Raw genomic sequence first — 16,314 nt, forward strand, 5'->3', positions numbered from 1 at the left:
CTGCTGAATACCTCGTATACAAACCAGGCCGCCTCCCGTATGCACACCGTTACGGCAGCGCAGGCCGGTATTTCGAGGAGCCAAGCGATGACCGAACAATTGCCCAAAGGCTACAGCCCGCGCCTGTACAACCAGGACCTCGGGCCGCTGCCGCAGAAATGGACCTGGTACAACATTTTCGCCTTCTGGATGAGCGACGTGCACAGCGTCGGCGGCTACGTGTTCGCCGCCAGCCTGTTTGCCCTCGGGTTGGCCAGTTGGCAGGTGTTGATCGCCTTGCTCACCGGCATTTGCATCGTGCAGTTGATTGCCAACCTGGTGGCCAAGCCGAGCCAGCAAGCGGCGGTGCCATACCCGGTCATCTGCCGGCTGGCATTTGGCGTGTTTGGGGCGAATATTCCGGCGGTGATTCGCGGTTTGATCGCCGTGGCCTGGTACGGCATCCAGACGTACTTGGCGTCGAGTGCCTTGATTATCGTAGTGCTGCGCTTTTTCCCACAGATGGCGGTGTATGCAGAGCCGCACTTTGCGGGCCTGTCTTACCTGGGCTGGTTTGGCTTCCTCAGCTTATGGACGCTGCAGGCAGCCGTATTCTGGGCCGGCATGGAGTCCATCCGCCGTTTTATCGACTGGGCGGGGCCAGTGGTCTATGCGGTAATGTTTGCCCTGGCCGGCTGGATCGTGTGGAAGGCGGGTTGGGCGAACATCAGTTTCACCCTGGCGGAAAAATCCCTGTCGGGCTGGCAGGCATTTGGCCAAGTGATTGTGGCGACGGCGCTGGTGGTGTCGTACTTCTCCGGGCCTACGCTCAATTTCGGTGATTTCAGCCGCTACTGCCGCAGCATGCACGACGTGCGACGCGGCAATTTCTGGGGGTTGCCGGTTAACTTTCTGGCGTTCTCGCTGGTGACTGTCGTCATCGTTTCGGGCACTTTGCCGGTGTTTGGCGAAATGTTGCATGACCCAATCGCTACGGTTTCGCGCATCGACAACAGCATGGCCGTGCTGCTCGGCGCCTTTGCCTTCGTGACCGCCACCATCGGCATCAACATTGTCGCCAACTTCGTGTCACCCGCGTTTGATTTCGCCAACGTCGCGCCGAGCAAGATCAGTTGGCGCGCAGGTGGCATGATCGCGGCTGTGGCCTCAATCTTTATCACGCCGTGGAACCTGTTCAACAACCCGCTGATGATCCACTACACCCTGGACATTCTCGCTGCGTTTATCGGCCCGCTGTTCGGGATTTTGATTGTGGATTTTTACCTGATCAAAAAGCAGAAAATCGACGTGGATGCCCTGTTCGACGACAGCCCCAACGGCCGTTATTACTACGACGGCGGCGTGAACTGGACCGCCGTCAAAGCCTTGGTGCCTGCGACGCTGGTGGGCGTCGCTATCACCTTCACGCCCGCGTTGCAGGGCATGGCCAACTTTGCCTGGTTTACCGGGTGCTTCCTGGGAGGGCTGTTTTTCCTGGTGCTGGCGCGGCGCGAGCAGGTTCGTGCGCCGACGTCGCTGGTTGCCGGTTGACCAACACCGCGCCCGCCACCACCAAGCCACAGCCGGCGATCACCAGCGCCGGTTGCAGGCCGCCGCTTAAGTGGCTGCTCACCGAGGCCAGCAACGGGCCGCACAATTGGCCAATGGCAAAGCTGGCGGTGAGCAACCCGGTGCTGCGCTGGTAGCCGTGGGGCGCCACCTCGCGCAAACGCGCCATCACCAGTTGCATGCATGCCAGGAACGGCGCACCACACAGCAACACTCCCAGGGCCAGGCCCCAGCCATTGCCCAGCAGGCAGGCGAATACCCCGGCCGCTTGCAGCCACAAAGTCGTCATCAACCAGCGGCGGGTGGTGTTCGGGTCCTTGCGACGCAGGCTCGCCACCACCACACCCAGCGCCGCCGCCAGGCCAAAGCACGGCCAGAACAGGTCGGCTTGCCACGCGCCGTGGAACTGCGCGCTGGCCATCTGCGACAAGAAGGTTGCGGGGATGATGTAGCCCAGGCCATACAAGAAGTAGATCCAGCACAGGTGCGCGATGCTGGCGTTGCTGCCCGCGCTAGTGGCATGGGTCACCGTCACGGTCGGTTTCGGTAAAAAGGGCAGGATGGCCAGCAACATCACCAATGCCACCACGCCATAGACCAGCCACAAGGTCGCAGAGTCTTCGCCCAGTAGATTGGAGCCCAGTGCCAGCAATCCTGTCAGCAGAATCCCCAGGCCAGGCCCGGCAAACACCAATGCTCCCAAACGCGGACGCTCGGCGGCTATTGCCAGCGGCTGGCTCAAACTGGTGATCATTACCAGCGCCCAGGCGCTCGCCACGCCGGTACCAAAGCGCAGCAGCAAATGCGGCCAGAAGCCATGCGCCCAGTACGACCCCAGGGTCAGCAGCACGCACAGCCACAGCCCGCCATACAAACGCGCTTTTATGTGGTGATGGCTGCGGGCGAAGATCGAGTCCACCGCGCCGACGAAATAGCCCAGGTAGTTGGCGGCGGCAATCAGGCCCGCGCCCGTCAGGTCAATCTGCCCCTCGCTGAGCAAATGCGGCATCTGCGGGGTGAGGGCGAAGCGGCCAATGCCCATGGCCATCATCAGGGCGATAAAGCTGGCGGTTAAGCGAATCAGCGGTGACATGTGCAGGTTTCCTACGGGGAAGCGAATGACCTGTAGGCTAAAGCGGATTGACTTTCTGTAAAAATGAATAATAGTGAGTAACTTGTTCAGTTTTGGAGAAAGGTATGGAGTTCAGTCAATTGCGCATCTTCCAGGCCGTGGCGGAAGAGGGCTCCATCACCCGCGCGGCTGAGCGCCTGCATCGCGTGCCCTCGAATCTGTCGACACGGCTCAAGCAAATGGAGGAGCAACTGGGCGTCGAGTTGTTCGTGCGCGAACGCCAGCGCTTGCAGCTTTCTCCCGCAGGCAAAGTGTTGCTGGACTACAGCACTCGACTGCTGGCGCTGCATGATGAAGCCCACGGCGCGGTGCAAGGAGGGCAGCCGGCGGGCGATTTTGTATTGGGCAGCATGTACAGCACGGCCGCAGTGCATTTGCCCAAACTGTTGGCGCGCTATCACAAGGCGTATCCGATGGTGAACCTCCAGGTGCAATCGGCGCCCAGCGGCGAGTTGCTAGAGGGCTTGATCACCGGGCGTCTGGACGCGGCCTTTGTGGATGGCCCGATAACGATCGCGACGCTGGACGGCGTGCCGCTGTGCGAAGAGCGCCTGGTGATCATTTGCGAGGCGGATCACCCGCCCGTGCGTGGCCCCCAGGACGTCGCCGGCCGCTCGGTGTTCACCTTCCGACGCAGTTGCGCCTACCGTGCGCGCCTGGAAACCTGGTTTTCCCACGAGCGTGTGGCCATGGGCCGCGCCATCGAGATTGAGTCTTACCAAGGCATGCTCGCCTGCGTGATCGCCGGTTCCGGCGTGGCATTGATGTCAGAATCGATGCTCGACAGCCTGCCAGGCAAGGACAGCGTGTCCGTTCATCCGTTGACCGGGCCTTTTGCCACTGCTACTACCTGGTTAATGTGGCGCAAGGGCATGCTCGGCGCTAACCTCAATGCATGGATCGATCTGCAACAAGAGGGCAAGGCCGATTTCCTGCAAGACGCGCGCGCGATTGCTTGAACGATCTGTCAGGATTCAGATCAATCCTGTAATAGTTCGTTGTGGTTTCGTTCAAGCATTACGTAAGACTTAGAGCTACTATCACTGTAGGAAAAGGCGACAGAACTCCCGCCTAGCCGCATTACCCTCAAAGGGGGCAACCATGAAAGAGAAAATTCAAAACTGGCTCCACGACCTCGGCGTTGCGCTGGGCCTGATTGAACCGCCACTGCAGCCGATACCGATTCGCACGGATGACGAGCAGCGTCGTCCGCGTCGCCGCTAAGCTCAGTTAGCAACAGGTTTTAGAATGTGGGAGCGGGCTTGCCCGCGATAGCGGTGTATCAGTCGATTTAAAGTTGACTGACACACAGTTATCGCGGGCAAGCCCGCTCCCACAGTCGTTTTGTGCAAGGCAAAAAAACGGGCGCGACATCCGACGTCGCGCCCGCTGAAGAAACCGCTTTAAATCCTGTTACCTGTCAAATGGCCCTGGCCACCGAAGCCTCTGGCCGACGTGACAACAAGCTCACCAATACAAAACTCACCAGCCCAACCGCCAGGCTGTAGTAGATCGGCGTATTCGCGTCCAGGCCGTCTTTGAACATAAACACCAGCGCCGTCACAAAGCCCAATGTCATGGATGCAATGGCGCCGGAGGTGGTGGCGCGCTTCCAGAAAATTGCGCCCATCAGCGGGATCAGCATGCCGCCCACCAGCAGGTTGTAGGCCAGGGTCAGGGCGCTGATCACGTCGTTGACCACCAGCGCGATACCCAGCACGGCGATACCGGTCAGCATCGTAAACAGACGGTTGATGCTCAGGCTCGACTGCTTGCCGCCACGCAGGCGTGGCAGCAGGTCTTCGGTCAGTACGGTGGAAGCGGCGAGCAGGCCGGCGCTGGCGGTGGACATCATCGCGGCCAGTGCGGCGGCGATCACCAGGCCACGGATGCCGTCTGGCAGCGAGGCTTTGACGATGGCGGCGAAGGCGTTGTTGACGTTGTCCAGGTTCGGCAGCAGCACATGCGCGGCCATGCCGATCAGGGCACAGGCCAGGCCGTAGAGGATGCAGTAGAAACCGGCGAACGTGCCTGCGTACTGGGCGACTTTTTCGTCACGGGCGGTGAACACGCGTTGCCAGATGTCCTGGCCGATCAGGATGCCGAAGAAGTAGATCATGAAGTAGGTGATGATCGTGTCCCAGCCGATTTCGGTGAAGCTGAAATTCGACGCCGGCAGCTTGGCCACCAGTTGATCCCAGCCGCCGACGCGGTACAGGCAGATCGGCAGCAGAATAAACATCAGGCCGACGGTCTTGATCACGAACTGCACGATATCGGTAAGGGTCAGTGACCACATGCCGCCGATGGTCGAATACACCACCACCACGCCACCGCCGAGCAGCACCGACACCCAGAACGGCAGGCCGAACAGCACTTGCAGCACGGTGCCGATGGCCAGGATCGAGGTCACGCCGATCATCAGCGCGTAGGCCAGCATGATCACCGCACTCGCTTGGCGGGCCATCGGGTTGTAACGTTTTTCCAGCACCTGGGTGACGGTGAAGATCTTCAACTTGAGCAGCGGCTTGGCCAGGAACAGGTTCAGCGCGATGATCCCCGCGCCCAGTGCGGCGCACAGCCAGAAGCCGGAAATGCCATGCACATAACCCAGGCGCACGGTGCCGACGGTGGATGCACCGCCCAATACGGTGGCGGCCATGGTGCCCATGTACAGCGACGGGCCCAGGTTACGACCGGCCACCAGGTAGTCTTCGTGGGTCTTGGCACGGCGCATGCCGTAATAGCCGAGCACGAGCATGCCGGCGGCGTAGATGAGTACGACGAATAAATCCAAAGCCATGACGGCGGTTCTCCGTTTATTTTTTTAGGCTATTGAGAGGTTTTCTGCAGGAAGGGCACTTGCTGTGGCGAGGGAGCTTGCTCCCGTTCGACAGCGAAGCTGGAGCCGGCTTTTTTAGGGCCGCTCCGCACCCCATCGGGAGCAAGCACCCCAGCGGGAGCAAGCTCCCTCGCCACTACGGCCGGGCCATAGACTTCGGCCGGCTCCGGGAACGCACGAAGCAAGGTCAGGTACACCACCGACGCCAGCCCCAGCGTCACCGGCAGGCTGATATCGATGCCATCGGCCAGGTTGCCCAGCGGCCCGACAAACTGCCCCGGCAGGTTGACGAAGCACAGGCCCACCAGTGCGCTCGGGACCCAGGCGCCCAGGCCGCGCCAGTTCCAGCCGTGGCTGAACCAGTAGCGCCCGCCGGTCTCACCGCGAGTGAACACCTGCAAGTCATCCGGGCAGTAGAAACCGCGGCGCACGATCAGGCCGATGATCATCATCACCATCCACGGCGTGGTGCAGGTGATGATCAGCACGGCGAAGGTCGACACGCTCTGCACCAGGTTGGCGGCGAAACGTCCGATAAAGATGAAGGCAATCGACATCACCCCGATCAGCAACGTGGCCTTGACCCGCGACAGCAAGCGCGGGAACACGCTGGACATGTCCAGCCCGGTGCCATACAGCGAGGTGGTGCCGGTGGACATGCCGCCGATCACCGCGATCAGGCACACCGGCAGGAAGAACCAGCTCGGTGATACGGCCAGCAAACCGCCGACATAGTTGTTGGCCGCGATATAGTCCGGCGCCTTGATCGCCACGATGGTCGCGGTGGCGAGGCCGAACAGGAACGGAATCAAGGTGGCGATCTGCGCCAGCACGACCGCCAGCATGATGCGCATTTTCGGCGTCTCACGCGGGATGTAGCGCGACCAGTCACCCAGGAACGCGCCGAAGGAAATCGGGTTGCTCATGGCCACCAGCGCCGAGCCGATGAAGGCAGCCCAGAAACCAGCCTGGCCCATGGCGACGCTGCCGGCGAAGTGGCTGTCGAACGCTGGTGCGAACGCGAAGATGCCCAGCAGAAACAGCAGGCTCGCCGCCCACACCGCAATGCGGTTGACCCACAGCATGAAGCGAAAGCCGTAGATGCACACGGTCAGCACCAGCAAGGCAAACAGGCCGTAGGCCAAGCCCAGCGTCAGGTCGGTTTCCGGCAGGCCAATCAGGCGTTTCGCACCACCGACCAGCGCATCACCCGAACTCCACACCGACAGTGAGAAGAAGGCAATCGCCGTCAGCAGCGACAGAAACGAGCCGACAATCCGCCCATGCACACCAAAGTGCGCACCGGAAGACACGGCGTTGTTGGTGCCATTGATCGGCCCGAACAGGCCCATGGGCGCCAGGATCAGCGCGCCCACCAACACGCCCAGCACAATTGCCCAGACCCCAGCCTGGAACGACAAACCGAACAGCACCGGAAACGAGCCCAGCACGGCGGTGGCAAAGGTGTTGGCACCGCCGAAGATCAGGCGAAACAGATCCTTGGGTCTGGCGGTACGTTCGTGGTCCGGGATCTGTTCGACCCCGTTGGTTTCTATTCTGCGAATACTGTTTTCGTTGTTTTTATTATTCATGATCAGCTCCGATCACATTGGCTAAGGGGGCGGCAGCCCTTCCGGCATAGCGGACAAATGTTCGTGACAGGCCAGCCACAGGCCTTGTTGTTTTAGGTGAGACGCTTGCCGTTTGAAGACAATGGTCTCGCGCTCCTGGCTAAAAAATTGCTCCCCGTTCATGCGCAGCTCGGTGGCCACGTCATGAATAAATATCGCCACGTCACCCTGCAGGCTGACCACGGCATTGCTTGAGCTGCAGGACAGCACTTCAAACCCCTCGTCCGCGCGCCAGCTGTCCCACAACGCCTGGTAGGCGTCGCGACTGAGCAGAGGCTGGGGCAGGGTGTAAAACACGAAGCTGGCATCGGCCGTGAACGCGCCAAAGTAAGCCTCGCGGTCATTAGCGGCGAAGGCTGCCACCAGGTCGGCGGCGGCTTTCAGCACCTCTTGGGCGCTCATCAGCGGTGCGCCACGCCGGGCAGTACGCAGAGCATCTCGTACAGCAGGTTGGCGCCGAGCAGCGAGGTGTTGCCGGTGGTGTCGTAAGGCGGCGAAACTTCTACCAGATCACAACCAACCAGGTCGAGGCCCTGGCAACCACGGATGATCTCGATCGCCTGAATAGTGGTCAGCCCGCCGATTTCCGGTGTGCCGGTGCCGGGCGCCCAGGCGGGGTCGATGCCGTCGATATCAAAGCTCAGGTACACCGGGCCGCCACCGACTTTTTCGCGCACTTCGGCCATCAAGGGGGCGAGGGAGTGGTGCCAGCATTCTTCGGCCTGGACCACACGGAAGCCCTGTTTGCGGCTCCAGTTGAAGTCTTCGGCCGTGTAGCCCTGGGCACGCAGGCCGATTTGTACAACACGATCGCAATCGAGCAGGCCTTCTTCCACGGCGCGGCGGAAGGTGGTGCCGTGGGCAATTTTCTCGCCGAACATATGGTCGTTGACGTCAGCGTGGGCATCGATGTGCACCAGCCCGACCTTGCCGTGCTTTTTGTGGATAGCACGCAGGATCGGCAGGGTGATGGTGTGGTCACCGCCCAATGTCATCGGGATCACGTCGTGCTCAAGGATCTCGTCGTAGGCTTCTTCGATGATGCGCACGGCGTCGAGCAGGTTGAAGGTGTTGATCGCCACATCGCCAATGTCGGCAACCGACAGCGAGTCGAACGGTGCGGCGCCGGTGGCCATGTTGTAAGGGCGGATCATCACTGATTCAGCGCGGATTTCACGCGGCCCGAAGCGGGTGCCGGCGCGCAGCGACGTGCCGATATCCAGAGGCACGCCGATAAAGGCAGCATCCAGGCCTTTGGCCGTTTGCAGGTGGGGAAGTCGCATCATGGTGGCGATGCCGGCGAAGCGCGGCATTTCGTTGCCGCCCAGTGGTTGGTGGAAAATCTTGTCCACGGGAGTGCCTCATCGTTGTTTTGTTTATTAGGGGCCGATTCTGCGAAAAGCCCGTGGCGGGAAGAATCGGCAGAGGCAAATACTTAGTTCAGATTTTTCTAAACTAATGCTTGGGGTAAACTCGGTCCAAATGTGGGCGCTGGCTTGCCTGCGATGGCGGCGTTGATTTCACTGTTGCTATCGCAGGCAAGCCAGCCCCCACAGGATTTTTGTGTTCCGCGGAGAACAAATGGCCAACGCCTTGCCCGACCTGAAACTCCTGCGCATCTTCGTCAGCGTCGTGCGCCACCAGGGTTTTGCCAATGCCCAGCACGAACTCAACCTGTCGACGTCGGCCATCAGCACCTACATGAGCCAACTCGAATCGGCCTTGGGCCTGGTGCTGTGCCATCGCGGCCGGGGCGGATTCAGCCTGACCAGCAAAGGCGAGCTGTTCCATCAGGAAACCTTGCGTCTCTTAGGTGAACTCGAAGGCTTCGAGCAATACGCCGCCGCCCTCAAAGGCGAGCTGCGCGGCACCCTCAAGCTGGGCGTGCTGGACTCCACCGTCAGCGACAAGGCCTTGCCGTTCGCCGAAGTGATCGGCGCCTACAGCCTCGAACACCCGGCCGTGCATCTGCATCTGTCGGTGATGAGCCCTTACGAGCTGCAACTGGGCGTGCAGGACAATCGACTGGACCTGGCCATCGGCGCGTTCTCCAACCGCATGAGCGGGCTGATCTACATGCCGCTGTATCGCGAACAGCACTGGCTGTATTGCAGCACGCGCCACCCGCTGTTCAACGAGCGGCGTATCCCCGAACAAGTGATCACCCAGCAACGCATGGTCGGCCGTGGCTATTGGAGCCAGGCCGAACTGGCGCGGCATGGTTTCAAACACAGCGCGGCCACCGTGGAAAGTATGGAAGCCCAGTTGATCCTGGTGCTGTCCGGCGCCTATATCGGCTACCTGCCCGAGCACTACGCCCAGGCCTGGGCCGACAAGGGTGACTTGCGCGTTTTGTTGCCGGCAACCTTCGGCTACCAGGCGCCGTTTTCCATGATCATGCGCCGTGGCCGCAGTCGCGAACCGCTGATCCAGACTTTCCGCGATCTGCTCAAAGCGCAGCTCAACCAGGCCTGATAAACCATGTCCAGACCCCAATGCCCTCGCTGCCTCAGGCCCGTTACCCACTGTCTGTGCGCGCTGATCCCCAGCCTCGACAGCCGCACCCGCATCTTGCTGTTGCAGCACCCGAGTGAGGTTAATCACGCGCTCAATACTGCGCGCTTGGCGGCACTGGGCTTGAACAATGCGCAGTTGGTGGTGGGCGAGGTGTTTGATGACCTGGCCATGCTGTTGAGCCCGCCGGGTTATCAGGCACGCCTGCTGTTCCCGGCGGACGATGCTGAGCCGTTGCAAACCTATACGCCGAGCGATCAACCGCTGTTGCTGGTGGTGCCCGATGGCACTTGGCGCAAGGCGCGCAAGCTGCTGCACCTCAACCCGCTGTTGGCGGCTTTGCCGCGCGTGGCCCTGGCGGGCGAGCGCGTGTCGCGTTATCGGTTACGCAAGGCACCCGGCCCGGGCGCTTTGTCGACGGTGGAAGCAATCGTGCAAGCGTTGCAGGTACTCGAAGCCCCGGCTTCATTTGACGCGTTGCTCAAGCCTTTCGATGCGTTGATCGAAGGCCAGATTGCCGCCATGGGCGAGGCGGTCTACCAGCGTAATCACGTAGAGGCTACATAGCTACCGCCTGGCGTAAGCGCCGCTGATTAGGCTCGTCATTTATCACACCCTTTGAGGGAAAAATGACAGAGCCTGAAGAGACACTCCCACTTCGACCCATGGATACGTTGTCTGCGTATATCCAGGAACAACAAGCCCAAGGGCCGTTGATGACTGGCGCAGAGTGGTCCATAACACGCGTCTTGTTACCTTTGCGCAAGACACTTGAGCGCTTTTTCGGCGGCCTTGATGAGCAAGAGCAGCAAGACTACATACGTTTGCAAAAGGCCTACGTCAGCGCACAAACCACATTCGAAGCGGCTATCAAGCAACTCGGCGCGGACCTTGAAACCACCTTGTTGGCGAGCCTGACTGCAAGGCTGAAAGCACTGGCCGGCAAAGAGGTTGATCCCAAGGTTGCGCGTATCCATACCCGCTATGTGAAACCGGCTGATACATCGACGCCAAACAACCCAACCCTGCGAGTTCCACGCGCGATAGATGACCGCGTGGACAGCGAGGGCCTGTCCAGCGTCACCCTGTGGGAGGCCGCCTGCATGAACTACAGCGGTTTGTCGGGGTGGGGCTTTCCGGGGCATGTCAGCCTGAAGGAGGCCAGCTATCTGGATTCGAATGTCGGAATCAGCGCGGCGGATTTCATCGAGCTGGTGCGCGAACTCAATCTTGGCACCCAATTGCGCACCCGCCTGGACAGCGCGCTGCAGAGCTCTACGCTATTGGGGGCGCAGGTGTTGGCGCTGGCAACTGCAGAACTTGAATTCGCGTTGCTAGAGGCCTTGAGGACCACCGACCGAAGCCGGGTTGACCGGGAAAAATACCACGCTGTGGTGGGTGCGTTGTCAGGCGAGTCGCCTTGGGATGTCACTCAAGAAGTGAAACTGTTCATTCCCTATGGCCCGAACAATATCAATGGGACCGAACGCTATGGCCTGCTTGGCGTATACACGGACCTGCCAAGAGGTGACTACCTGAGTATTCCTTATGTGATTTTCTCGGTCAAAGGATGCAAAGGCGCGTTCAGCTATTTCCCCGACCGGCCTGGCGGTGCCCTCAAGCACTACGACAAGTTTTCGGAGGCTGCCAACGAATTTTATGTCGGCTTCAAGGCGTTTCATGCGCGAAAGGAAATGGGGTGGTTGTATCAGTCCATGTCGCTGTCCGACTACGCGCGCTTGAACGCCAGGCCGGCGAAAGAAAGCAGGCCGGAGGAGCTCAATGCATTTGCGCAGTTCTTATACCGGTTGTGCGGGCGTGCAAGCAGGCTTACCCAGGTCAACCACATCGGCTACAAGCGCGATAGCGTTTACAACGCGCCGACAGTCAGCCTCTATCGTTTTTACATCGAGCGTTGCCGAGCCAACCTCAAGGTATTGGCGCATGAAACGCCGGGCGCCATGGCCACCTTGCTTGAGTTTTCCCAGACGCTGTTCGGTGAAATCATCAACCTGCTGTTGATCCCGGTGCCAGGGCCTTTGAAAGGCCTTGGGCGGTTGAGAGCGTTCGCCCTGTTCACTTCAATAGGGCTGACATTTTTCCAGGCGCTGCAAGAGGATAGCCGCGCAAACTTGGTGCAATTGGCGATAGATATCGCTGACTTGCTCAGCAGCAGGTTTTTGCACCGACGTTTGGCCCCGACGGTCAGGCGCCGGCATCAAGCGTTGTATAGCCGGCTGGCCCAGCAAAGCAGACTGATGACGACCACTGAGCGCAAGAGTCAGACAGGCGGCCAACTGGTTGAAAAAATGATGGGCGCCACCGACGTACCCACACAAACGTTAGAGCGGATCGTCAGCCTCAGTAATAGCTCGCGAGCCGACCTGGACCAGGTATGGGATGGAGCACCGCCCTCGGCATCGCTGGTTGAGGCGGTGAATCGGTTTAATGTCGACAAGCTGATCGACTGGGCTGCCAAGGGGGCCGACGCTAACCTTCCCGAGGCGGTCGGTGCCGTTGAGATTCTCGCTCCGCTACTCACCCAGCATAAGGATTGGCCGAAAAGCACATCCTTGAGCATTCAAAACCCGCAAGGCGTGGAAGTACGGCGCTATAGCAAACGTGCGGATCACAAGACCACGGCAGTGGTCATGGTCACCGTGCTGGAAAGCGGACTGTTCGCTTATTCAACGCCACGCCGGATCAGCGCTCATTTGCCCCAGGCTATTGTCGATTTGCTACCCGACTTTTTTTTATCGCGCAGGTCGACGTTGGTCGAGCAACTTGCCGATAAAGCCGACGCGTTGCGCATTGATCTGTTTGAGGCACTCACGGTGTATGCCGATACCAGTCGATCCGCGGCCACGGGCGCACCAGCATCAGTGCTTCGATTACTGCCTGACAGCGTTGCCAGCGCTACCCCGCCGCACCCCGTGATTGAGCAGTTACATACCTTGCACCCCGGATTGAGCCGGGCACGGTTGCTGGAAGTGCTGCGCCGAAATCCGTTGTCGGAACATCAGCAGGCACAACTCCTGCAATCGCAACTGCAACCCGAAGCGCTTTACACCGCGCTGCGCTCTGCCCGTCAGGTGGCACGCGCAGAAACCATGGTTGACGGCGTACTCCATCCTCGGCGCTTCAGTCAGAAAATTCAGAACTGGGCTACGGAGTTTGCCGTCCGCGCACTGCGCGACCTGACCGGCCAGGTACTCGTCATCAGCCCTGAAGCGCAAGCGATACCTTATGTTTCGCGGGGACCGCTGGACAAAACCATCGTCGTGATCGATCACGGGCGCGGACAGTTCTCGTTGTTTGACATTCAATCCCCCAAACCAAGGTCGACCGAAACCGATGATTTATATCAAACGGTCGTGAGCCAAATCTCTGAAACCGACCTGTTACGGTTGGGGTGGGACGAGCAGGGCGCTGCCTCTCAGTTCCGGCACACAGTCGCCCAGGCCTTGCTCAATAACCGTACGGCCGATGGCAGGTTTTATCCGGCACGCCGTGAGATCGGGCAATACGCCAGCGTTGTCGAGACGTCAAATATGGTGCCCGAGCCTGACGCGCTCGGCCTTTACAGCCCGGGCAACGATCGCTTCGTGTTTATCGAGGGAAATTATTTCAAAGTCATCCAGGGGCAAGGGCTGGTCCCCTGGCGTATTCAACACCCATTGCTGGAGCAGGCCTATGCACCCGTGCTGACCCACAATGGCGCGGGCGCCTGGCGCCACGAATGGGAGAACCCGCTGACCTGGGACGGGCAGAAGCCGTTTTATCGCCTGGGGCCATCGTTTCGTGCGTTGACGCCGGATGCCATTGTGCAGATCCAGCAGATAAGTGGAGTGACGCCGGACATCCTGCGCCGGATGCACGCACGTAATGAACGGCCTCCCGCTATCTTGAGAGAGACCGTCGAGCGCTTCACGATTCATCAGCGGCTCAAGACGCATCTGGAAGGTATGGAGACGCTTGAGGGCACCGCGTTGGGGCGCGATTTCCTTGATGAGCTGCTGGGAGAGATTGGGCCGGCCAATGCCGATGCACTGGTCGGGCGCGCCGGAGTCAGCAGGGCGGACCAGGTGTCCGTGCTGGAGGCCAAGGTTATGACCAATAAACCCAGGATGGAGCGGCTTTTTTTCAAGGCGTTGTGTCATAAAAGCGCGCAGTCGTCCGACCCTCTGGCGCAAGTGCTGCAGCGCGATTTTCCCGGTTTGACTGCGGTCATTGCCCAAGACTTGGTGAGTCAGTCCACGCCTGCTGAGCGAAGTAGTCTGGAGGCCGGTCGCGTGCCGTTGACGCTTACGCCACTCGTGCGTTGGTGGTTGCATTCTCTGCGCAAGGCGCGCGCCTTGGAGGGGGTACATATGCCTATCACCGGTGATGAAGACAGCGCGAAATTAATCCTGCGGACACTGTCGGACATCAATGGATGGCCAAAGAACCTGCGGGTCGAGGTGTGGGAAAGAGGGCGTCTGATTGACAGCATCGGCGCCACTGACTCGCCGCATAAGCGTGTGCTGGAGGTGCAGGACGGTCAGTACCAGGCGTACACGGTGCAAATCAACGGCGGGCGCCAACCGATAGGCGGCTACGGTGAGTTTCTGGTGGTTTTGTTAAATGCACTGCCGACGGCGGAGCGCCAGGCCTTGGGCTACACCCATGTGACGGGTGTTGAAGAACTGACACAGGAAATTGCGCGGCGACTGGAAACCCAGCCAGCGCTCGGCGACTCTCGGTTTAATATTGAAAAGCTGCTCGGTATGGAGCCACGCCCCTGGTTTAACCCGCCGCAACGGCTCAGTGATGGGCGTATTGGTTATCCGCTGAGCGGCGATGGCGGTTCAGGTGGCGTAGCGGCTGCGCAGGTGGCGCAGTGGCGCAAGTTGTTTCCGACCAAGACCGATGCAGAGGCGAGTGAGAGAGTCCTCAACCTGGGGGAATCCTTCGCGGAGCGACAGTCCGCCATCAATCAACTTTTTTCTGAACAGGAGGCCTTGAATGCCAGCCTGGAGCGATGGTGCTTGCTGGGCGATAGTGTGAACTTGAGCGCACACCTTCAAGCCTCTGAACGTATTCGACGTTGCTGGAGCCGACAGGAGTCCGTACGTGGTATGCCCTATGAGCTTTACCTCGACGACCTTGCCCTGAATGACCTGCCTGAGACGACTGCGAGCTTTTCCCACGTCGATCTGCTGAGCTTGAGGAACAATCAGTTGCAAACACTGCCGACAGAGTTCCTCCGGTGCTTTGGGTTTCTGCGCAGTCTCTCTGTTGATGGCAACCTGTTGGATCATGTGCCTCAAGGGTTGTCAGAGCTGCGGTATTTGCAGCAACTGAATTTGTCGAACAATCGTATTCGGCCCAATTTGCAGGATGTTCTGGGTCTGAAAGAGTTGACACGCCTGACCTGGCTGGACCTGTCCTATAACCCTCTGGGGCAAGGCAGCCGGCTGAACCTGTATCGTCTGAAGGCGTTGGAAGTCCTCAACCTCAAGAATACACACATCCATCAGTTGCCCCGGGGCGCGGTGACTCTGCGACGTCTGAGTAGCTTCGATCTGCGCGACAATCAGCTTCATGTACTGACCGAAATGGATCTGGGCCTGAACCTCAATGTCCATCGTGCAATGGATTTGCAGGGCAACGAGTTGGCTGCGAGCACATTGGAGGTAATCCGCCAATACCAACAAAGACCGGGTTACCAGAATGTTCATTTCGGCGTGTCGGACGCTTCACTCACGGTGTTGTCTTCCGTTGACCCCTGGTTGATATCGATTCCCGCCGGCGAGACAGCGCAACGTCGAGCGCTTTGGTCTTTGATCGATGCGAATCGTAATTCCCAGAACTTTCGCGTGCTGCTAGGGGTTTTTGCCGCCTATCCGCCATTTTTAGCTGCCAAGTATCGAGCATTGCGCGAGGACATCAGCCGCAGAGTCTGGCAATTGATTGACTGCGCCACCCATGACACACACATTGAACGGGTTTTGTTTGAGCAGCCCTTGGAGTACATCCGGGCCCAGGCTGATGGCTGGCTGCTGTGCCTGAATGATCTGGAGCTTGCAGTGTTGCCGTTGCAGATGCTGGCACCAGGCAGTCAAGCCGTGGCAGCAGACTTTTTGAATTATTACCGAGGATCTAATCGGATCGCGTCCATCAAGCAGCGAGCCACTTTAGACTATCCAGCCCATTCAGGCGTTGAACACAGTATGTTCTTGCTGGGTTGTCGGCTCGCCCTGGCGCAGGATCTGAATCTACCCCTGCCGCTCACGATGCGTTTTTCTACACCCGTCGTGGAAATTGATCCGCAGGTGTTGAATGAATATCGCCTGGCCATTATTCGTGATGAGGCTCGAATCAATTGGCCGGATTTACTCAAGGATAAAGAATATTGGGTGACGTTTCTGGAGCTCAAATACCCTTTAATGTTTGAGGCGGCGCGAAGCCCGTACGATGAGCGGTATCAGCAGGCTTTAGAGCAAGTCCAAGTCGGGGATTTGAGCGAAAATGCCTACCTTATCAAGGGGGGCGAGATTGCTGTGGCAATGCTCTCAGCCAAGAATGACCTCGTTCTGCAGTTGACGGCGCAGGAATGGGCGGCATTTGTCGGCAGCGACTGACTGCGCTTATATCTGTATTGAATA

General features: G+C 59.4%; 11 protein-coding genes. 6 read left to right on the forward strand and 5 right to left on the reverse strand.

The annotated features are described in order from the left end of the window. Positions 1-87 precede the first annotated feature (87 nt). Positions 88-1,530, forward strand: a complete 1,443-nt coding sequence (locus tag AOA62_RS13000) for an NCS1 family nucleobase:cation symporter-1 (protein WP_017134859.1) — start codon at positions 88-90, stop codon at positions 1,528-1,530. Here the strand turns inward: AOA62_RS13000 and AOA62_RS13005 are convergent. After that, a complete protein-coding gene (locus tag AOA62_RS13005; RefSeq protein ID WP_099548850.1) occupies positions 1,442-2,641 on the reverse strand; it encodes an MFS transporter in 1,200 nt (399 codons plus the stop codon). The genes AOA62_RS13000 and AOA62_RS13005 overlap by 89 nt on opposite strands. Positions 2,642-2,745: 104 nt before the next feature. On the opposite strand from AOA62_RS13005, the gene AOA62_RS13010 reads away from it, so the two are divergent. After that, positions 2,746-3,639, forward strand: coding sequence for a LysR family transcriptional regulator (locus AOA62_RS13010; RefSeq protein ID WP_017134861.1), 894 nt, complete (start codon positions 2,746-2,748; stop codon positions 3,637-3,639). A gap of 142 nt (positions 3,640-3,781) precedes the next feature. After that, entirely contained in the window at positions 3,782-3,904 is a 123-nt protein-coding gene (locus AOA62_RS32470) for a PA1414 family protein (RefSeq protein ID WP_017134862.1), read from the forward strand. Between the two features lie 196 nt (positions 3,905-4,100). Here AOA62_RS32470 and AOA62_RS13015 read toward each other — a convergent pair whose 3' ends face one another. The 4 genes from AOA62_RS13015 to speB are packed head-to-tail and all read right to left on the reverse strand — an operon-like array spanning position 4,101 to position 8,505. Beyond that, entirely contained in the window at positions 4,101-5,483 is a 1,383-nt protein-coding gene (locus tag AOA62_RS13015; protein ID WP_017134863.1) for a sodium:solute symporter, read from the reverse strand. Between the two features lie 29 nt (positions 5,484-5,512). Next, entirely contained in the window at positions 5,513-7,114 is a 1,602-nt protein-coding gene (locus AOA62_RS13020) for a cytosine permease (RefSeq protein ID WP_099548851.1), read from the reverse strand. Positions 7,115-7,135: 21 nt separating this feature from the next. Further along, on the reverse strand, positions 7,136-7,555 hold the full coding sequence (locus AOA62_RS13025; protein ID WP_017134865.1) for a nuclear transport factor 2 family protein: 420 nt from the start codon (positions 7,553-7,555) through the stop codon (positions 7,136-7,138). After that, complete coding sequence (speB, locus tag AOA62_RS13030; protein WP_017134866.1) at positions 7,555-8,505, reverse strand: agmatinase; 951 nt, start codon at positions 8,503-8,505, stop codon at positions 7,555-7,557. The genes AOA62_RS13025 and speB overlap by 1 nt, the downstream gene beginning before the upstream one ends. Before the next feature lie 229 nt (positions 8,506-8,734). Between speB and AOA62_RS13035 the strand changes: the two genes are divergently transcribed. The 3 genes from AOA62_RS13035 (at position 8,735) to AOA62_RS13045 (ending at position 16,290) form a co-directional block, all read left to right on the forward strand. Next, entirely contained in the window at positions 8,735-9,628 is an 894-nt protein-coding gene (locus AOA62_RS13035; RefSeq protein WP_017134867.1) for a LysR family transcriptional regulator, read from the forward strand. A 6-nt stretch (positions 9,629-9,634) separates the two neighbouring features. Further along, complete coding sequence (locus AOA62_RS13040; RefSeq protein ID WP_017134868.1) at positions 9,635-10,234, forward strand: tRNA-uridine aminocarboxypropyltransferase; 600 nt, start codon at positions 9,635-9,637, stop codon at positions 10,232-10,234. 62 nt (positions 10,235-10,296) lie between these two features. Continuing rightward, positions 10,297-16,290 (forward strand): NEL-type E3 ubiquitin ligase domain-containing protein, encoded by a 5,994-nt coding sequence (locus AOA62_RS13045; RefSeq protein ID WP_099548852.1) that lies wholly within the window; start codon positions 10,297-10,299, stop codon positions 16,288-16,290. The last annotated feature ends 24 nt before the right edge of the window (positions 16,291-16,314 follow it).

The sequence above is a fragment of the Pseudomonas sp. 2995-3 genome, from assembly GCF_002742565.1.
GTDB classification, from domain to species: Bacteria; Pseudomonadota; Gammaproteobacteria; order Pseudomonadales; family Pseudomonadaceae; genus Aquipseudomonas; species Aquipseudomonas edaphica.